Origin of the sequence: Microbacterium alcoholitolerans (assembly GCF_050408615.1) — a bacterium.
Classification (GTDB): Bacteria; Actinomycetota; Actinomycetes; order Actinomycetales; family Microbacteriaceae; genus Microbacterium.
The window spans coordinates 724,635-742,907 of the sequence record NZ_JBNTKD010000001.1 but is presented as its reverse complement, the minus strand read 5'-3'; the positions used below and the strand labels follow the sequence as shown (position 1 = coordinate 742,907).

Annotated in this window: 17 protein-coding genes; 11 read left to right on the top strand and 6 right to left on the bottom strand. The window is 67.1% G+C overall.

The features are described 5' to 3' along the window. Positions 1-62: 62 nt before the first annotated feature. Both ACQUSX_RS03635 and ACQUSX_RS03630 read right to left on the bottom strand, forming a co-directional pair. Positions 63-911 (bottom strand): DUF559 domain-containing protein, encoded by an 849-nt coding sequence (locus ACQUSX_RS03635; RefSeq protein WP_428905600.1) that lies wholly within the window; start codon positions 909-911, stop codon positions 63-65. 239 nt (positions 912-1,150) lie between these two features. After that, positions 1,151-3,256, bottom strand: a complete 2,106-nt coding sequence (locus tag ACQUSX_RS03630) for a S9 family peptidase (protein ID WP_428905599.1) — start codon at positions 3,254-3,256, stop codon at positions 1,151-1,153. A gap of 151 nt (positions 3,257-3,407) precedes the next feature. On the opposite strand from ACQUSX_RS03630, the gene ACQUSX_RS03625 reads away from it, so the two are divergent. The 4 genes from ACQUSX_RS03625 to ACQUSX_RS03610 all read left to right on the top strand — a co-directional run bounded on the left by ACQUSX_RS03625 (position 3,408) and on the right by ACQUSX_RS03610 (position 7,695). After that, complete coding sequence (locus ACQUSX_RS03625; protein ID WP_428905598.1) at positions 3,408-4,868, top strand: inorganic phosphate transporter; 1,461 nt, start codon at positions 3,408-3,410, stop codon at positions 4,866-4,868. Next, on the top strand, positions 4,865-5,194 hold the full coding sequence (locus ACQUSX_RS03620) for a peptidase (RefSeq protein WP_428905597.1): 330 nt from the start codon (positions 4,865-4,867) through the stop codon (positions 5,192-5,194). The genes ACQUSX_RS03625 and ACQUSX_RS03620 overlap by 4 nt, the downstream gene beginning before the upstream one ends. Before the next feature lie 71 nt (positions 5,195-5,265). Then, the gene (locus ACQUSX_RS03615; protein ID WP_428905596.1) at positions 5,266-6,183 is read left to right on the top strand and encodes a phosphodiesterase; all 918 of its coding nucleotides are present in this window, start codon (positions 5,266-5,268) and stop codon (positions 6,181-6,183) included. A gap of 51 nt (positions 6,184-6,234) precedes the next feature. Next, positions 6,235-7,695 (top strand): aspartate ammonia-lyase, encoded by a 1,461-nt coding sequence (locus ACQUSX_RS03610; RefSeq protein WP_428905595.1) that lies wholly within the window; start codon positions 6,235-6,237, stop codon positions 7,693-7,695. A gap of 65 nt (positions 7,696-7,760) precedes the next feature. Here ACQUSX_RS03610 and ACQUSX_RS03605 read toward each other — a convergent pair whose 3' ends face one another. Next, the gene (locus ACQUSX_RS03605) at positions 7,761-8,630 is read right to left on the bottom strand and encodes a fumarylacetoacetate hydrolase family protein (protein ID WP_428905594.1); all 870 of its coding nucleotides are present in this window, start codon (positions 8,628-8,630) and stop codon (positions 7,761-7,763) included. 59 nt (positions 8,631-8,689) lie between these two features. Between ACQUSX_RS03605 and ACQUSX_RS03600 the strand changes: the two genes are divergently transcribed. Next, complete coding sequence (locus ACQUSX_RS03600; protein ID WP_428905593.1) at positions 8,690-9,877, top strand: PrsW family intramembrane metalloprotease; 1,188 nt, start codon at positions 8,690-8,692, stop codon at positions 9,875-9,877. 151 nt (positions 9,878-10,028) lie between these two features. On the opposite strand, the gene ACQUSX_RS03595 is transcribed toward ACQUSX_RS03600, so the two are convergent. Continuing rightward, positions 10,029-10,745, bottom strand: a complete 717-nt coding sequence (locus tag ACQUSX_RS03595; protein ID WP_428905592.1) for a cache domain-containing protein — start codon at positions 10,743-10,745, stop codon at positions 10,029-10,031. Positions 10,746-10,779: 34 nt separating this feature from the next. Next, a complete protein-coding gene (locus ACQUSX_RS03590) occupies positions 10,780-11,562 on the bottom strand; it encodes a FadR/GntR family transcriptional regulator (RefSeq protein WP_428905591.1) in 783 nt (260 codons plus the stop codon). Between the two features lie 109 nt (positions 11,563-11,671). Here ACQUSX_RS03590 and ACQUSX_RS03585 point away from each other — a divergent pair, with 109 nt between their 5' ends. From ACQUSX_RS03585 to ACQUSX_RS03560, 6 genes are all read left to right on the top strand, one after another. After that, positions 11,672-12,739, top strand: a complete 1,068-nt coding sequence (locus ACQUSX_RS03585; RefSeq protein WP_428905590.1) for an ABC transporter ATP-binding protein — start codon at positions 11,672-11,674, stop codon at positions 12,737-12,739. Between the two features lie 86 nt (positions 12,740-12,825). Then, on the top strand, positions 12,826-14,004 hold the full coding sequence (locus ACQUSX_RS03580; RefSeq protein ID WP_428905589.1) for an extracellular solute-binding protein: 1,179 nt from the start codon (positions 12,826-12,828) through the stop codon (positions 14,002-14,004). 84 nt (positions 14,005-14,088) lie between these two features. Further along, positions 14,089-14,916 (top strand): ABC transporter permease, encoded by an 828-nt coding sequence (locus ACQUSX_RS03575; RefSeq protein WP_428905588.1) that lies wholly within the window; start codon positions 14,089-14,091, stop codon positions 14,914-14,916. Between the two features lie 7 nt (positions 14,917-14,923). Beyond that, a complete protein-coding gene (locus tag ACQUSX_RS03570) occupies positions 14,924-15,736 on the top strand; it encodes an ABC transporter permease (protein ID WP_428905587.1) in 813 nt (270 codons plus the stop codon). Between the two features lie 50 nt (positions 15,737-15,786). After that, complete coding sequence (locus ACQUSX_RS03565) at positions 15,787-16,155, top strand: FKBP-type peptidyl-prolyl cis-trans isomerase (RefSeq protein WP_428905586.1); 369 nt, start codon at positions 15,787-15,789, stop codon at positions 16,153-16,155. Positions 16,156-16,306: 151 nt separating this feature from the next. Beyond that, entirely contained in the window at positions 16,307-16,855 is a 549-nt protein-coding gene (locus ACQUSX_RS03560; RefSeq protein WP_428905585.1) for a YceI family protein, read from the top strand. A gap of 28 nt (positions 16,856-16,883) precedes the next feature. On the opposite strand, the gene ACQUSX_RS03555 is transcribed toward ACQUSX_RS03560, so the two are convergent. Further along, complete coding sequence (locus tag ACQUSX_RS03555; RefSeq protein ID WP_428905584.1) at positions 16,884-18,176, bottom strand: MFS transporter; 1,293 nt, start codon at positions 18,174-18,176, stop codon at positions 16,884-16,886. Positions 18,177-18,273 lie beyond the last annotated feature (97 nt).

Below are 18,273 nucleotides of genomic sequence, written 5' to 3'. Positions count from 1 at the left end.
TTTTCGGGAAATGTGCCTGCTGCGGGCGGATCGCCTGATCTCAACGGCCGGATGCCACGGACTCAGCGTCCCGGAGCGCGGTGCAGCCCCTGCGCTAAGGCGCGCAGCACGGTCTGACGCACGTAGTCCGGATCGCGCATGACCTGCTGATAGTCGAAGCGGAGCACGGTGTAGCCCTGCAGCGTGAGCCGCGCATCGGCGCGGATGTCCCGCCGGCGATCCTTCGCGGCGCGGTGGAACTCGAAACCGTCGATCTGCACGACCAGACGCTTGCCGATCAGAGCGTCGACCGGATGCCCGTCGAGCCACACCTGCTGGACGACGTCAACTCCGCAGGCGCGCATGAGCTGTACGAAGCGCGTCTCCGTTCCGGCATCCGACAGTTCGCCGACGGTGGCGAGAACATTCGTCGCGGCGGTGCTGCGCCACTTCGTGCGCCGGAGTTCTTCCAGAGTCACCATCTGGAGCCTGACAGCCGACTCCCAGATCACGGTGGCCTGCGCGGGCTCGAGACACCGTGCGGTCTGGAACAGCACGTTGAGAAGTGGCTCCTCGACGGTGTGCGCTGCGGTCGGCACCGGACCCTGCGCCCAGTGGAGTTTCACGGCGTCGGTCGCCAGCCGCGAGGCGTTCGTCGCGACGGACACGTGCACCAGGGCATCCGTCTTTTCCGTCCACAGCCCCGCCGAGCGTGCGGCCGTCACACACGTCACCCGCCCGCCGACCTCGGCGGCGCGACGGAAGGCAGGTGAACACTCCGCAGACACCAGCCACGAGCGACGGACCCGGGAGAGCATCCCGGAGTCGACGGCGCGGCTGATGTGGTGCGTCGTGTAGCCGGCCGCGCGCAGCTGTGAGCTGTGCGCGATTCCGTTTCGCTCGTGCATCCACTTCTCGAGGCGTGCTCTCATGCCCACGAGGATGCCTGGGCGTGGCCTTCAACAGGACCGAGGAACCCAGGATGTGTGCACAACTTCCGGCATCCGTGTGGCTGTGCAGGACATGTGCGGGAGGATATTCCGCGTTCCAGTTCAGGCGATCCGACGAGGACAGGAGGATTTCAGTGAAATCCGCCTGCTGCAGGCGAATCGCCTGATCTCGACAGCCGGATGCCGGATGCCAACCGCCGGCCCGAGACGGCTGGCCGGGCTCAGTCGGCCAGGCCGAAGGCGTCCAGCATCCAGGCGATCTCGAAGGCGCGTTCCCTCCACGCGTTGTACCGGCCGCTGACGCCGCCGTGTCCTGCTGACATCTCGCACTTCAGCAGCACGTCGTCGGCCCCGGCCTCGCGCAGCCGCGCGACCCACTTGGCCGGCTCCACGTACAGCACCCGGGTGTCGTTCAGCGAGGTCACCGCGAGGATCCGGGGATAGGTGACGCCGTCGCGGACGTTCTCGTACGGCGTGTACGACTTCATGTAGGTGTACACATCGGCGTCGTGCAGCGGGTCGCCCCACTCGTCCCACTCCACCACGGTCAGCGGCAGCGACGGGTCGAGGATCGAGGTCAGCGCATCGACGAACGGCACCCCGGCGAGCACACCCGCGAACAGCTCGGGCGCCATGTTCACCACCGCGCCCATCAGCAGGCCGCCCGCACTGCCGCCCTCTGCGATCATCCGCTCCGGGCTGGTCACGCCGGTTTCGACGAGATGGCGACCGCAGGCGATGAAGTCGGTGAAGGTGTTGCGCTTGTTCAGCTCCTTGCCGTCCTCGTACCAGTGCCGGCCCATCTCGCCGCCGCCGCGCACGTGCGCCACCGCGAAGACGACGCCGCGGTCGAGCATCGACAGCCGCATCACCGAGAATGCGGGGTCGATGGAGTGCTCGTACGAGCCGTATCCGTAAAGATGCACCGGGCGCACGCTCTCGCCGGGTTCGCCGAACGAGCGCTTCCATACCAGCGAGATCGGCACCTGCACGCCGTCGTCCGCTGTTGCCCACACCCTTCGCTGGCCGTACTCGTCGGCGTCATATCCGCCCAGCACGGGCGTCTGCTTGCGCACGTGCTTCGCGCCGGTGGCGACCTCGAGCTCGAGCACGGTCGACGGAGTCACGAACGACGTGTACCCCATCCGCAGGAACGGGGCGTGCCACTCGGGATTGCCGCCGAAGTACGCCTCGAACAGCGGCTCGTTGAAGGCGACCTCATCGAGCGCGCCGGAGCGCATATCCATCAGCGCCGCGCGCGAGAGTCCGTCGCGGCGGTACTCCACGGTCGCGAAGTCGCGGAAGCAGTCCACGTCGAGGATGCGACGCCCCGACTCGTGGGGCAGCAGCACCTGGCGGGCGCCCTGCGGGTCGGCGGCAGCCACCGAGACGAGCTCGAAGTCGAGCGCGTCGTCGTTGTGCAGGATGAGCAGGCGATCCTCGCCGTCGATGATCGCGTGGTCGACCGAGTACTCGACGCCGTCGCGTCGGGGCCACACCACGCGCGGTTCGGCGGTGAGGTCATCGACATCGATCAGCAGCTCTTCACTGGTGATCTTCGATCCCAGTGCGATCATCAGGAACTTCTTGCTGCGGGTGATGCCCGCGCCGAGCCAGAAGCGCTCGTCCGGCTCGTGGAACAGCTTCACGTCGGCATCGGCGGAAGTGCCGATGCGGTGCAGCCACAGGGTGTCCGGCCGCCAGGCCTCGTCGCGGGTCGTGTACAGGATGCCGGTGCCGTCGGGCGTGAAGAAAGCCTGAGCGGTGTTCTCGATCACATCGTCGAACGTCTCGCCGGTGACCAGATCCCGCGCGTGCACGGTGTACAGCTCAGAGCCCTCGACATCGATCGACCACAGCAGCCGGGTGCCGTCATCTGAGGCGTCGAACGCGCCCAGTGAGAAGAACTCGTGCCCTTCCGCCTCGACGTTGCCGTCGAGCAGCACCTGCTCGCCCGGCACGGGAACACCGGGTTCGAGCACCGGGGGAGTCCAGTCGTCGCCGACCGCCGCAGTGCGGCACTGGATGCCGTATTGCGCGCCCTCCTCGGTGCGGCCGTAGAACCACCAGTCGCCGCGACGAGTGGGCACCGACAGGTCGGTCTCCAGCACCCGCGATTTGACCTCCTGGAACAGCTGCTCGCGCAGCGGCTGCAGGTGCGCAGTCCTGGCATCCGTGTACGCGTTCTCCGCCTCCAGATGGGCGACGACCTCGGCATCCTCCTTGGCGCGGAGCCATTCGTAGGCGTCTTCGAACGAGTCACCGTGGTGGATGCGGGTGATGGGGCGTCGGTCTGCCACAGGCGGTCGGATGCTGGATTCGCTCACCACCCCACGCTACCCGAGGCGAGTTGACCCGCGCGGACGACGGTGGGAGGATTCTCACGGGTCTGTTAACGCATGCTGAACCCACGGTGAACTCTTCGTTCGTCACGCCGAGCCCTCGGCCCCTCCCTGGCAGTTCCAACGAAAGAGACCGGTGGAAACCGCAGCCCTCATCGTCGTGCTGGTCATCGCACTGGCATTGTTCTTCGACTTCACCAATGGCTTCCACGACACCGCGAACGCGATGGCGACGCCGATCGCCACCGGAGCACTCAAGCCCAAGACGGCTGTGCTCCTCGCAGCGGTGCTGAACCTCGTCGGCGCGTTCCTGTCGACCGAGGTCGCGAAGACCGTCTCGGGCGGCATCGTCCGCGAGGATCAGATCGACCTGTCGATAATGCCCCAGCTGATCTTCGCGGGGCTCATCGGCGCGATCACCTGGAACATGCTCACGTGGCTGCTCGGCCTTCCCTCGAGCTCCTCGCACGCCCTGTTCGGCGGTCTGATCGGGTCGACGCTCGTGGGTGTCGGACTGACCGGAATCAACTTCGGCGTCGTGATGTCCAAGGTGATCCTCCCGGCGCTGATCGCTCCGCTGACCGCCGGCCTGATCGCGTACGCCGCTACCAAGCTCGCGTACGCGGTCACCCGTCGCTACGACCGCAAGCCCGACGGCCGCGACGGCTTCCGCTGGGGACAGATCTTCACGTCGTCGATGGTGGCACTCGCACACGGCACCAACGACGCGCAGAAGACGATGGGTGTCATCACCCTCGCGCTGATCACCGTCGGCTGGCAGACCGGCGACCCCACGAGCGACGATTACCACAACCCTGAGTTCTGGGTCATCGCGGCCTGTGCCTTCACGATCGCCCTCGGGACGTACCTCGGCGGCTGGCGCATCATCCGAACCCTCGGCAAGGGCCTGACCGAGGTCAAGCCCGCGCAGGGCTTCGCGGCGGAGAGCTCCACTGCGGCGACCATCCTGGCATCCAGCGCCCTCGGCTTCGCGCTGTCCACGACGCAGGTGGCCTCCGGCTCGGTGATCGGATCCGGTCTCGGCCGTCGCGGCGCCATCGTGCGCTGGAAGACAGTCGGCCGCATCGGCGTCGGCTGGCTGCTTACGCTTCCCGCCGCCGGCGCCGTCGGCGGTCTCGCCGCCTGGCTGGTCGTGCTGTGGGGCAACTTCGGTGTGCTGATCGACGCCGTCCTGGCCGTTGTCATCATCGTCGGCCTGTACATGTACTCGCGTCGTGATGCCGTCACCGCGTCGAACGCCATGAGCGATGTGGCCGACTCGGGCCACGCCGTCGACGTGCCCGAGGTTCCCGGCCCGACCCGCCGCACCAGCCGCATGGAGCTGGTGCGCGCGCTGGAGCGTGCCGAGCGCAAGGCCGACGAGGCCGAGAAAGCCGCGCGTCGTGCCAAGAAGCTGAAGAAGGCCGGCGGTTCGCCCGCCGAGATCAAGACGGCACGGAAGGCTGCCGAGCGCGCAGCGCGCAAGCTCGAGGAGGCACAGAGGGCCGCCCAGGAATGGGAGATTCTCAGCGCGAGCCGGCGGGCCCGGGCCGAGCTCGCCGAATGGGAGCTCACGGATGAGGAGGCACAGCGATGACCATCGACTGGCTGGCGTTCGTCAGCGTCTTCATCGCGGCGTTCACCGGCGCCATGCTCGTCGTGCTGTTCTACGCGCTCGGACTGCGCCTGCTCGTTCGGAGCGGTCGTGCGCCGGTGGTGAGTCCTGCTGAGTTCACGGATGCGATCACGATCGTCTCCGACAAGGACATCCGGCGCGCCGAGAAGGCAGCCGCCAAAGCTGCCAAGCGCAGCCCACTCACGCAGGGTCAGCGCCAGCTGGCGCTGGTCGGCGCCTACGCGTGCTTCGTGGTCTGCGGCGCCGCCGTGATCGCCGGCGTGCTGATCATCGTCATCGGACACTGATCGTCGTCATCGGACACTGATCGCCACCGCGGACAGGATCGCCCGTCGGTCCCACCGCCTAGGCTGGTCGCATGTCCGCGCCCTATGTCTTCGGGAGCCACGAGCCGGCATCCCACGTCATCGTGCATGTCAGCGATCCGCACCTGCTCGCCGACGGCGCGCAGCTGGGCGGTCGCTTCGACGTCGAGCACACGCTGGCGCGCACCCTCGACGCGATACGCGCCGCGCAGGCCGACCCCGCGGCCATCGTCGTCACGGGTGACCTCGCCGATCTCGGTGAGCCCGACGCCTACCGGCGGCTGCGTGCGGCCGTCATGCCCGTGGCGGTGGAGCTCGGATGCCCGGTGGTGTGGGTCGCCGGAAATCATGACGAGCGCCCGGCGCTGCGCGAGCACCTGCTGGATCTCGCCCCCACGGAAGAGCCGGTCACGGGGGTGTGGGATCTGAGCGGGCTGCGCCTGATCGCCCTCGACACAAGCATCCCCGGCTGGCACCACGGGGATCTCGACCGCGAGCAGCTGGACTGGCTGCGTGCGCAGCTGCGGGAACCGGCCCCGCACGGCACGCTGCTGGCGATGCACCATCCTCCGCTGCCGAGTCACCTGCCGCTGTTCGACATCCTCGAACTGCGCCATCAGGACGAGCTGGCGGACGTCATCCGCGGAACCGACGTCCGCGGCATCCTGGCCGGCCACCTGCACTACTCATCGCACGGCACATTCGCAGGCGTGCCCGTCAGCGTCGCATCCGCCACCTGCTACACGATGAACGTCGCCAGGCCCGCGACCGAGGTGAACGGGATGGACGCAGCGCAGGCGTTCCAGCTCGTGCACGTGCATCCCGACACCATCACCCACACCGTCGTGCCCGTCGTGGACGCGCCGACCGCCGACTTCTTCTCGGAGGACTGGGCGCAGCGCATGTCGCGACTGACGCCGGCCGAGCGGCTCGAGGTGTTCTCCCGCAAGCCCGATCGCGGATCGGCGTAGACTTGTCGCATCCCCCGAATCCCTACTCGCCACTACCCACAAGGATGTGACATGGCTGCTGTTGCGCCTGCCCCGACCCGAACCGAGACCGACTCGCTCGGAAGCATGGAGATCCCCGCCGACGCTTACTGGGGGGTGCACACCGCTCGGGCGGAGGAGAACTTCCCGATCACCAAGCGCCCGATCTCGGTGTATCCCGACCTGGTCCGCGGGCTCGCGATGGTCAAGCAGGCCAGTGCGCGCGCGAACAAGCAGATCGGCACACTCGACGCCGAGCGGGCGGACTTCATCGACGCCGCGGCTCAGCGTGTCATCGACGGCGAGTTCCACGACCAGTTCATCGTCGGCGTCATCCAGGGCGGCGCCGGAACCTCGACGAACATGAACGCGAACGAGGTCATCACCAACATCGCGCTGGAGATGGCCGGTCGTGAGAAGGGCGATTACGCGTACATCTCGCCGATCGACCACACCAACCGCAGCCAGTCGACGAATGACGTGTACCCGACGGCCATCAAGATCGGCCTCTCGCTGAACCTGCGCTCGCTGCTGGAGGAGCTCGACCTGCTGCGCCGCTCGTTCCTCGGCAAGGCCGCGGAGTTCCACGACGTGCTCAAGGTGGGCCGCACGCAGCTGCAGGACGCTGTGCCGATGACGCTCGGCCAGGAGTTCCACGGCTTCGCCTCCACGCTCGGCTACGACCACGCCAGACTGACCGAGAACGCGTCGCTGCTGTTCGAGATCAACATGGGCGCGACCGCCATCGGAACCGGCATCACCACCCACCCCGCGTACGCGTCGGCCGTGCTGCACCACCTGCGTGAGATCTCGGGTCTCCAGCTTCAGACGGCGAGCGACCTCGTCGAGGCCACGAGCGACACCGGATCGTTCATGTCGTTCTCGTCGAGCCTCAAGCGCAACGCGATCAAGCTGTCGAAGATCTGCAACGATCTGCGCCTGCTCTCCTCCGGCCCGCAGGCCGGTCTCGGCGAGATCAACCTCCCCGCGGTCCAGGCCGGCTCCAGCATCATGCCGGGCAAGGTGAACCCGGTGATCCCCGAGGTCGTGAACCAGGTTGCATTCGCGGTCGCCGGCGCCGACATGACCGTGACGATGGCGGTCGAGGGCGGTCAGCTGCAGCTGAACGCGTTCGAGCCGGTCATCGCGCACTCGATCTTCCAGTCGATCACGTGGATGCGCCAGGCGATGTGGACGCTGCGGGTGAACTGCGTCGACGGCATCACCGCCAACCGCGACCGCCTGGGGGCGATGGTCGGCGCATCGGTCGGCGTGGTCACGGCGCTCACTCCATTCATCGGCTACGCGGCGTCGGCGGCGCTGGCGAAGACGGCGCTGCTCACCAACCGCAACGTCGCCGACCTGGTCGTCGAGGCGGGGCTCATGACACGCGAAGAGGTCACGAAGCAGATCTCGCCTGCTCGCCTGTCGGGCCTTGAGACCGTGACGGCCGCGATCCCGGTGATCGCCGCGGAGGATCTGCCGGAGAATTGACGTCGGATGCCGAAAGGGGCGCCCATGAGCTGAACAGGCTCATGGGCGCCCCTTTCGCGTCCCGCTCAGTCGAGGACGCGGCAGTTCGTCGTCAACTCGCCGATGCCGTCGATGCCCACCGTGACGGTTGAGCGGTCACGCAGGAAGATCTGCGGGTCCCTCGAGTATCCGGCGCCGCCCGGGCTGCCGGTCGAGATGAGGGTGCCGGGCAGAAGCGTGATCGACGAGGACAGGTGCGCGATCAGGGTCGCGACCGAGCGCACCATCTGACCGGTGCTCGCGTCCTGCACGGTCTGCCCGTCGACGACGGCCCAGATGTGCAGATCCTGTGGATCGGGGATCTCATCGGCGGTCACCACGACCGGGCCGGTCGGGGTGAAGCCGTCGAACGACTTGCAGCGCGACCACTGCGCCTCGGCGAACTGGATGTCGCGGGCCGTGATGTCGTTGACCGCGGTGTAGCCCCACACGGCATCCAGTGCGTCTTCCGCTGCCACGTCCTTGGCGGGACGGCCGATGACCACGCCGAGTTCTGCCTCGTAGTCGATGGACTCGCTGAGCGAGCGCGGCCACGAGGTCGTGTGCCGGTGCCCGGTCAGGGAGTTCGGCCAGAGCGTGAAGACGGTCGGCGCGGTATCGGTCTTCAACCCGAGCTCGCTGGAGTGCGCCGCGTAGTTCAGTCCGACGGCGAGGATCGCGGGAGGTGCGATGACGGCCGAGCCGAAGGAGAATCCGCCGATCGGATGCCGCGGCGCGATGTCGTCGGCGAATGCGGCGCGCAGCCGGTCGAGCATCTCGTCACCGCCCTCGATCAGCTCCTGCAGCGTGCTGGGCGCGGGGGAGAGGAGGTCGCTGACGAGAATCGCGTCCTCACCGTCGATGACGGCCAGGTGCAGAGTCTCGGACGCATTGGTGCTCAGATGGGCGAACCGCATGCCTCTACGCTACCGGGCGGGATGTCGGAGTCGGTCGAGGCTCCCTCTAGGCTTTTCGCATGAGCTTTGGAGGACAGCCCGCAGCGGGCTTCGCGTCCGCCTTCGATCGGCCCGCCGCATACGCCCCGCCCGCGCCGCAGGCGCCGTCGCCGGCGCCGGCGATGCCCGCGCTGGTGCTGCCTGTTCGCAAGGGTCGCACCGTGTCGGTGTGGGTGTTCGGCGTGCTGGCGTTCGTGCTGATCGCGTTGATCGCCTACTTCGCGATGTTCATCGGCACCGGGGCATCCGTCATGGGGCTTCTTCTCGCGCTCGTGCCGCTGGGCATCGTGCTGCTCGGTGTGCGTCTGATCGATCGCTGGGAGCCGGAGCCGAAGAGCATGATCATCTTCGCCCTCGGCTGGGGTGCGGTCGTGTCGGTCGGCATCGCGCTGCTCGTGGACCTGTTGTTCGCTCTGTCGGTGGGGCCGCGCAGCGCCGTCTTCAGCGGCGTGATCCAAGCGCCGATCGTGGAGGAGATCGCCAAGGGCTTCGGAGTCTTCCTGATCTATCTGATCGGGCGTCGCGCCTTCGACGGGCCCGTGGACGGAGTCGTGTACGGTGCGCTGGTCGGCGCCGGGTTCGCCTTCACCGAGAACATCCAGTACTTCGGCGTGAGCCTGCTCGCCGGGGGAGCCGGCGAGCTCACGGTGACGTTCATCATGCGAGGACTCGTCTCGCCCTTCGCACACGCCATGTTCACTGCGCTCACGGGTTTCGCGATCGGCCTCGTCGCGCGTCGGAGTGCCAGTGCGGGGCAGGCGCTGGGTGCGGCTTCGATCGGTGCGATCGGCGCGATCCTGCTGCACGCGTACTGGAACGGCTCGTCGCTGCTCGGCGACTTCATCGTGCTGTACATCACGACCCAGGTCCCGCTGTTCGTCGGTTTCATCCTGGCGATCATCGCGTTGCGCCGGGAGGAGGCGCGGCTCACCAGGCAGCGGCTCGGCGAATACGCCGCCGCGGGCTGGTTCACCCCGCAGGAGGTCACAATGCTGGCGACGCCGGCGGGCCGGAAGGCCGGTCTGCAGTGGGCATCGGGTCTGCGCGGCGATCGCCGCGGCCTGATGCGCTCCTTCATCAGGGACGCCGCAGCCCTGGCCGCGGTGCGCCAGCGCGCGATCACCGGGCGCGACCCGCACGCCGCCGCGGACGAGTACGCGCTGCTGACCAGCACGCGTGCCACCCGCGCGCAGCTGCTGGCCTACTGACGAGCATCCGGTTCGGAGAGCGCACCGCTGAGTACAGACTCAGCGCCCGGTGCTGCGGCGATGCCTGCGAGTCTCCCGGGCGCTGAGTTGATCTACAGCCAGGGTGCACCGGTCCACTTCGGAAGTCAAGACTTCTGAGGGAAAGCCCAGGTCACATCGGCTCGACGATGACGTCCAGCGCCACACCCTCGCAAAACGTTCGCGGCAGTTCGGCGAGTCGTCCACCACGCACCGAGTCGCCGGTCGCGCATCGTGGGTCGGTTGACACCACGACCCGTCCGACGCCGTTCGTGAGCGTGACCTGCTGTCCGAGGGCGGCGAAGCGCGGCGTCAGCTCTCGCTCGACTTCGGCGACGAGCAGGTCGAGGCCTGCGACGCCGAGTGCGCGTCCGTCGGCGATCGCCGGCACGGCGATGGTGATCGTGTACTCGTCGCTGCAGAGGTAGTCGACGTAGGGGCCGGCGACGTGCGGGAGCAGGGTGCTCATGGGCACCCGGTACCACTCCAGTTCGCTGTAGTCGATGTACTCCTTGTTGATGCTCTGCGAAGCGAGCACGAGCTTGCGGGGCTCATCGCCCTGCCACCACGCGAGATGGCTGTGTGCATCGGCGAGCAGATCGAGCGCGGCGATGAAGCCGGCGCCGTAGACGGGCACGTCGGCGAGTCCCAGGGTGCGTGACGCATAGGGCTCGACGATGGCGTCGAGCCTGGCACGGGTGAGCGAGCCTGCGCGCAGGGCTTCGGAGAGCTGCTGCGCGCAGGGGTCGACCCACCCCAGCAGTGTCCTGATGGGGGAGCCGAAGTAGTCTTCGACGATGTTCGCCGCCGCTGATGCAGCGGTGGTGCTGGTCGTGGTCGGGGTGGTCATCGCGTCCTCCAGTGCACGTCGATGGATGCTGCGTTCACGATGAGCTCTCGGGTGAGCTCTGCAGGTGGATCAGGTCGTCTATCACGTCGGTGACCATGTTCTCGGTGCGGCGTCCGGCCTCATCTGGATCTCCCGCCTCAACGGCATCGATGATGCCGGTGAGGGTCTCGGCCTGCCGGCGGAGGCCCGGGGAGTCAGGGGCCGCGAGCCGCAGGTGCGGCGAGAACTCGGCCTGCAGCTTCATCTGCTCGCGCGTGAGGCGTGCGGACTGGCTGAGTGAGACCAGCTCGACCTGCACGTCATCGAGCACCTGCCGCTGCTGGTCGACGTCGAGATCCCCGAGTCGCTCGAGTCGCTGACGGACGCGTCGCGCCTCGGTGGGATCCGCGCGCCGCGCCGCGAGTCGCACGGCCGCGGCGGTGATCGCGGCGTAGTGCGCTCCCATGTCGCGCAGTGCTATCCGCGACGTGTTCATGAGCGCGGCGCGTGCGAAGGCGATCGGATCGGCATCCTCGACGACGAAGCTGCCGCCGTTGCGTCCGCGGCGGGTGATGATCAGACCACGGCTGCGCAGCGTCAGGAGCGCCTCCCGCACTGTCACCGGCGCCACGCCGAAGCTGCGGGCGAGCTCTGATTCCGACGGGAGCCGCTCTCCGGCGCGCAGGTGCCCGCGGTGGATGGCGTCGACCAGGCGGCGCTCGACGAGCTCGGCTCGACCCTCGTCGCCGATCGACTGGAAGAGCGCGCCGTGCAGGCGGTGCGGCTGACTGGGTCGCCGCTGCGATGCGTCCTGCGACGGAGACGTCAGCGATTCCATATCTGGATTCTGCCATCCGAACTCGATTCGGAAAAGAGTTGAAATATGTCATCTGGTTTTATATGTTTAGCGAATCCTTCCGAGTTCGACGGAGATCGAGGAGCACGACATGACCACTGCCGCACCGATGGCGCAGGCCGCGAACGGCGAGACCGCACAGCAGGGCAGCGTGTCGCTGCAGGCACTGACGAAGTCCTTCGGCGACTTCACCGCCGTTCGCGATCTCGACCTGCACGTCGCTCCGGGTGAGTTCCTCTCGATGCTGGGACCTTCCGGCTCCGGCAAGACGACCGTCCTGCGCATCATCGCCGGGTTCGAGGACGCGACGTCGGGAACGGTCCGCCTCTCCGGCGTCGACGTGACCCGCACACCGCCTCACGCCCGCAACGTGAACACCGTGTTCCAGGACTACGCACTGTTCCCGCACATGACGATCGCCGACAACGTCGGCTACGGACTCCGGGTGAAGGGGACGAGCAAGTCCTCGCGCATCGACCAGGTCGGCGAGTCGCTGCGCCGGGTGCGCCTCGACCACGTGGCCGACCGTCTGCCGCACCAGCTCTCCGGTGGTCAGCGCCAGCGGATCGCACTCGCACGGGCCCTCATCCTGCGCCCTCAGGTGCTGCTGCTGGATGAGCCGCTCGGTGCCCTGGACAAGCAGCTTCGCGAGCAGATGCAGATCGAGCTGAAGCAGATCCAGCGTGAAGTGGGGATCACCTTCATCTTCGTCACCCATGACCAGGAGGAGGCGCTGACGCTCAGCGACCGCGTCGCGGTCTTCAACAACGGCCGCATCGAGCAGGTCGGCAGCGCGCGCGACGTGTACGAAGAGCCGCAGACCGAGTTCGTCGCACGATTCCTCGGCCTGTCGAACGTCATCGGAGCGACCCTTGCAGAGGAGCTCACCGGGACCAGGCAGACCATGAGCATCCGTCCCGAGCGTGTCCGGCTGCGTTCGTCTGCAGAGGCGCTCACCGGCGGAGAGGTCGGCCTCGTCGGCACCGTCTCCGAGGTCGTCTACACCGGACCCGCGACCCGCTTCCTGATCACCACCGACGCCGGCATAGACCTGATCGCCGAGCAGCCCAACGCGCACGATGCCGCCGGCACGGCGCCCGCTCGAGGAGATCGGGTGCGCGTCACCTGGGATCCCGCGCACGCCGCACGCCTTCCCTGACCCCGCTGCACACGCACTTCAGATCACAGCACTTCAGATCACAGCACTTCAGATCACAGCACTTCAGATCACAAAGGAGAGATCACATGCGAAAGAAGATCCTGGCCGTCACGGCCATCACCGCGGCCGCCGCCATGGCGCTCGCCGGCTGTTCCGGAACGAGCGATGCACCCGCGGAGGGCGGGCTGTCGATCGACGTGCCGGACATCGAGATGATGTCCGAACTCGGCGACAACGAGAACGAGGTGAACATCGTCGCCTGGTCGGGTTTCGTCGAGCCTGCGTGGTCCGACACGTTCACCGAGCAGACCGGCTGCACCGTGAACCGCCGCATCGCCGGCACCAGCGACGAGATGGTGCAGCTGATGCGCACTGGTGACTACGACCTCGTCTCAGCATCCGGCGACGCGAGCCTTCGCCTGATCGCCGGCGGCGACGTGCAGCCGCTCAACCTCGATCTGATCCCGAACTTCGGCGACGACATCGTCGAGGGCATGAAGGGGCAGATCTACGACACCATCAACGGTCAGTCCTACGGCATCCCGATCGGTCGTGGTGCCAACATCCTGCAGTACAACAGCGAGGTCGTGACGGAAGAGCCGACGAGCTGGGATGTGGCATGGGAGAAGGACAGCCCGCATGCGGGCAAGATCATCGCCTATGACGCGCCGATCTACATCGCAGACGCGGCCGTCTACCTCATGTCGCATGAGCCGGACCTCGGCATCACCAACCCATACGCGCTCGATGAGGAGCAGCTGGCGGCGGCGATCGATCTGCTCAAGCAGCAGAACGAGATCGTGTCCGAGTACTGGGCCGACCCTGCGGCTCAGATCACGTCGTTCGCCGGAGGCACCACGGTGCTCGGCACCTCGTGGGAGGTGCTGCGCAAGCTCACCGAGGACGACAAGTTCAAGAGCGTGCTGCCCGAGGAGGGCTCGACGGGGTGGTCGGATGCCTGGATGCTGGCCACCGAGTCGAAGAACCCGAACTGCGCCTACGCGTGGATGGACTACGCGTCCGCGCCCGACGTCAACGGAGCCATCGCGATGAACTTCGGCATGGCTCCGGCGAACGCGGCGTTCTGCGAGACCGGTGACGAGGCCAAGGCGCACTGCGACTACTACAACGCCACCGACGAGGAGTACTTCAAGAACGTCTGGTTCTGGACCACTCCGATCGAGCAGTGCATCGATGGCCGCACGGACGTCACATGCACCAACTTCCAGCAGTGGACCGATGCCTGGATGACAGTCAAGGGCTGATCCGACGCATCCCGATGAACGAACCCGGGGCGGGGGAGAGATCTCCCGCCCCGGAACAACCCTCTCGAAGACGACAGGATCGACATGAAGCGCCGCACACGGGTCGCCGGTCTGCTGGCCCTGCCGATGACCTGGCTCATCGGCATCTACATCTTCTCGCTGGTGATGCTGCTGGTCACCGCCTTCTGGGTGACCGACCCCTTCACCTCCAAGGTCAAGCCCGGATTCACGCTGCGCAACTTCGAGCAGCTGATCGCCAACCCCGCTTATCTGTCGACGTCGGTGCGCACGCTCGGGATCGCTCTCGGCGTGACGGCACTGGCCATCCTCATCTCGGTGCCGCTGGGCATCTTCATGGCGAAGGTCGCCTCGCCGTGGTTGCGGGCGGTGCTGGCCGTCTCGATCACGCTCCCGCTGTGGGCCGGTTACCTGGTGAAGGTGATCGCGATGCGCATCACCTTCACCCAGGAAGGGTTCCTGAACTGGATGCTCGCGCCGTTCGGCATCGAGGGTCCCGGCTTCACGATCCTCACCGTGGTCCTCACCCTGACCTACCTCTGGCTGCCGTACATGGCGGTGCCCGTCTACACGGCCATCCGCCAGCTGCCGAACAACCTCTTCGACGCCTCGGCCGACCTCGGCGCGGGCTCCTGGCGCACGATTCGCACGGTCGTGCTCCCGCTGATCAAGCCCGCGATCATCGCCGGTTCGGTCTTCACCTTCTCGCTGAGCCTCGGCGACTACCTGGTGGCGAAGTTCGTCGGCGGCGACACGCAGATGATCGGCAGCGTCATCGCATCCAACATCAATCTGAATCCACCGCTCGCCGCGGCTTTCTCGCTCGTGCCGATCGCATTCGTCGTCATCTACCTGGTGAGCGTGCAGCGCACCGGCGCACTGGAAAGGATGTGAGTCGGCGATGTTGAGACTGTCGCGCACCTCCAAGATCGTCCTGGGGCTGATCGTCGCGATCATCCTCGCGTTCATGTACATCCCGCTGATGCTGGTGGTGCTGAACTCGTTCAACGCCGCGCGCATCGCAAGCTGGCCGGTGTCGAGCTTCTCAGTGGAGTGGTGGGGCAAGGCATTCACCAGCCAGCCCGTGCGCGATGCACTGCTGAACTCGGTGCTGGTCGCGACCGGCGCCACCGTGATCGCGCTGATCCTCGGCACGCTCGTCTCTTTCGCGCTGCAGCGCTACCGGTTCTTCGGCCAGCGAGCCGTGAACCTGCTGGTGGTGCTGCCGATCGCCCTGCCCGGCATCGTCACCGGTGTCGCGCTGAACAACACCTACAATCAGATGCTCGAGCCGATCGGCATCCAGGTCGGGTTCTGGGGCATGATCATCGCCCACGGCACCTTCTGCATCGTGATGGTCTTCAACAACGTGCTGGCGCGGCTGCGCCGGATGAATCCGAGCCTGGAGGAGGCGTCGAAGGATCTGGGCGCCACGCCGTGGCAGACCTTCCGGATGGTGACCTTCCCGCAGTTCCGCAGCGCTCTGGTCGCGGGTGCGATCCTCGCCTTCGCGCTCAGCTTCGACGAGGTGTACGTGACGATCTTCACCGCCCCGCCCGGTGTCGACACCCTGCCGCTGTGGATCATGAACCAGATGGCAAGGCCGAATGAGGCCAACGTCGTGAACGTGGTGGCGACGGTCGTGATCCTGCTGTCGTTCATCCCGGTGTGGGTGTCGCAGCGGCTGTCTCGCGACGTCAGCGAACGCGACTGAACGCGCGCGTCACGTTGACCGCGGCATGCGGATCGCGGTTGGATGTACTCATGACTGATCGCACAAAGCCCGAGTTCGACGCCCCCACCGGACCCGCCCCCACCGAGCTCGTCATCCGTGACCTGATCGAGGGCGATGGCGCCGAGGCGAAGCCCGGTGACACGGTCACCGTCCACTACGCCGGCGTCGAGTTCGACTCCGGCGAGGAGTTCGACTCGTCCTGGGGCCGGGGCGAGACTATCCAGTTCCCGCTGCGCGGACTCATCCAGGGCTGGCAGGACGGCATCCCGGGCATGAAGGTCGGCGGACGCCGCGAGCTGGTCATCCCGCCGCACCTGGCCTACGGCCCTGCTGGCGCCGGGCACTTCCTCTCCGGCAAGTCGCTCATCTTCATCATCGACCTGGTCGCGGTCGGCTGACGCGATCACCGCACTGACGAACCCCCTCCGCGCGCAGCGGAGGGGGTTTTCGCATGAATTCGCTCCTCGCGGGAATACATGCGTACGCATGCAAGTTATCCTCGTGTGAAGCGTGCAAGCGCCCGCCGACCACTATCTCGAGGAGAAGCAAATGACGATCGACATCCCTGGCTACCGCCCCGGCACCTGGGTTCTCGACCCCGCGCACAGCGAGGTCACCTTCAGCGTCCGACACATGATGATCTCCAAGGTGCGTGGCACCTTCGGCATCAAGAACGCAACGCTCATCGCTCCGGAGAACCCGCTGGAGGCCAAGGTCGAGGCGAACGTCGACGTGGCTTCGATCGACACCAACGACGAGGGTCGCGACGCGCACCTGCGCTCGGCAGATTTCTTCGACACCGAGAACCACCCGACCATGACGTTCGCCTCCACCGGAGCGCGTGTCGAAGGCGACGACTTCTTCATCGACGGCGACCTGACCATCCGCGGCGTCAGCAAGCCGGTGAGCTTCGAGTTCGACTTCGGCGGCTTCGGTCAGGACCCGTACGGCAACTACAAGGCAGGCGCGTCCGCGACGACCGTCATCAACCGCGAGGACTTCGGGCTCACCTGGAACGCCGCGCTCGAGACCGGTGGCGTGCTGGTGGGCAAGGAAGTCACCATCACCCTCGACCTGCAGGGCGCACTTCAGGCCTGATAACACGTTCCGCTGAACCCCGGGTCCCTCAGGGCTCGGGGTTCAGCGCGTCGTAGGCGCGGAAGCGCGGGCTGAGTCGCGCGAGCATCGCGGCCACCCCGATCACCAGGAATCCGCCGAGCAGCGGAGGGAACCACAGACTGGTCAGGGTCGCCAGTGTGCCGGCGTACAGTGCACCCACACGCGGCCCGCCGGCGACGACGATGATGAACACGCCCTGCAGGCGCCCTCGCATGGTGTCCGGCACGGCCGCCTGCATCATCGTGTTGCGATAGATGGAGCTGACGTTGTCCGCGGCGCCGGACAGCGCGAGGGCGACGCAGGCCAGCGAGATCAGCGCGACGTGGGGAGCGGCTTCGGATGCCGGTGGCAGGAAGCCCCCGATGAGGAGCACGGCACCGAACAGGGCGATGGCCGCACCATAGGCCTGCACCGCCCGCGCGATGCCGCGGCCGTGCCAGCGGTAGTGCACCACGCGCCCGGAGAACAGGCTCGATGCGAACGTGCCGACGGCCACCGCCGCGGTCAGGATGCCCGTGGTGATCGCCCCGCCGCCGAGCAGCACCGTCCCGAGCGCCGGGAACAGCGCCAGGGGCTGACCGAAGGTCATCGCCGTGATGTCGAGCAGGTACTGCATCCGGATGTTTCCCGCGCGTCGCAGGAACCGCCACCCGTCGACGAGTGAAGCCAGCCCCGGTCGCACGGTCGTGCCCTCCGGCAGCAGGCGCGGGAGAGTCCACAGGCCCAGGAACATCGACAGCATCAGGATCACGTCGATCGTGTACGTCCAGCCGAAGCCGGTGAGGGCGACCAGCGTCCCGGCGACCGCAGGTCCCACCATGACGGTGATGCCGAAGGCCACGCCGTTCAGGGCCGATGCCGCGGCGAGCTGATCGCGCGGGATCAGCCGCGGCACGATCGCGGTGCGCGTCGCCATCCCGACGGAGTTGGCCGCGGCGATGATCATGCTCAGTGCGTACAGCCACCAGATGGTCGCGGTGTGGGTCCAGGTGAGCGTCGCCAGCAGGACCGTGGCGCTGAAGGCCACCGTCGCGGCGATCAGAGCGACGCGTCTGCGATCGAATGCGTCCGCGAGCATGCCGCCGTAGAGGCCAGCGAGAATCATCGGCACCAGGCCCGCCACGGCGATCATGGAAACCGCGAACGTGCTGCGCGTCAGGTCGAACACGTGCAGCATCACTGTCACGATCGTCAGCTGACCGCCGATGCCGGCGAGGGCCGATCCAATCCACATCCGCGCGAAGGCGGGGCTGGTCTTGAGAGGGCCGAGATCGATCAGATGGCCGCGGGAGAACTGCACCTCATGAGGCTACCGGCCGCGGCTCAGCGGCGTCGCGGATGCTGGTAGGCTGTAGCAGTTGCCGTTTGATCGGCCGCGGATAAAGAGAGCAGACGCA

Coding starts and splice junctions, on each gene's coding strand:
- ACQUSX_RS03565 (WP_428905586.1), top strand. CDS start 15,787: ATGACTGATCGCACAAAGCCCGAGTTCGACGCCCCCACCGGACCCGCC.
- ACQUSX_RS03595 (WP_428905592.1), bottom strand. CDS start 10,745: ATGACCACCCCGACCACGACCAGCACCACCGCTGCATCAGCGGCGGCG.
- ACQUSX_RS03635 (WP_428905600.1), bottom strand. CDS start 911: ATGAGAGCACGCCTCGAGAAGTGGATGCACGAGCGAAACGGAATCGCG.
- ACQUSX_RS03580 (WP_428905589.1), top strand. CDS start 12,826: ATGCGAAAGAAGATCCTGGCCGTCACGGCCATCACCGCGGCCGCCGCC.
- ACQUSX_RS03585 (WP_428905590.1), top strand. CDS start 11,672: ATGACCACTGCCGCACCGATGGCGCAGGCCGCGAACGGCGAGACCGCA.
- ACQUSX_RS03600 (WP_428905593.1), top strand. CDS start 8,690: ATGAGCTTTGGAGGACAGCCCGCAGCGGGCTTCGCGTCCGCCTTCGAT.
- ACQUSX_RS03615 (WP_428905596.1), top strand. CDS start 5,266: ATGTCCGCGCCCTATGTCTTCGGGAGCCACGAGCCGGCATCCCACGTC.
- ACQUSX_RS03590 (WP_428905591.1), bottom strand. CDS start 11,562: ATGGAATCGCTGACGTCTCCGTCGCAGGACGCATCGCAGCGGCGACCC.
- ACQUSX_RS03570 (WP_428905587.1), top strand. CDS start 14,924: ATGTTGAGACTGTCGCGCACCTCCAAGATCGTCCTGGGGCTGATCGTC.
- ACQUSX_RS03620 (WP_428905597.1), top strand. CDS start 4,865: ATGACCATCGACTGGCTGGCGTTCGTCAGCGTCTTCATCGCGGCGTTC.
- ACQUSX_RS03610 (WP_428905595.1), top strand. CDS start 6,235: ATGGCTGCTGTTGCGCCTGCCCCGACCCGAACCGAGACCGACTCGCTC.
- ACQUSX_RS03575 (WP_428905588.1), top strand. CDS start 14,089: ATGAAGCGCCGCACACGGGTCGCCGGTCTGCTGGCCCTGCCGATGACC.
- ACQUSX_RS03605 (WP_428905594.1), bottom strand. CDS start 8,630: ATGCGGTTCGCCCATCTGAGCACCAATGCGTCCGAGACTCTGCACCTG.
- ACQUSX_RS03560 (WP_428905585.1), top strand. CDS start 16,307: ATGACGATCGACATCCCTGGCTACCGCCCCGGCACCTGGGTTCTCGAC.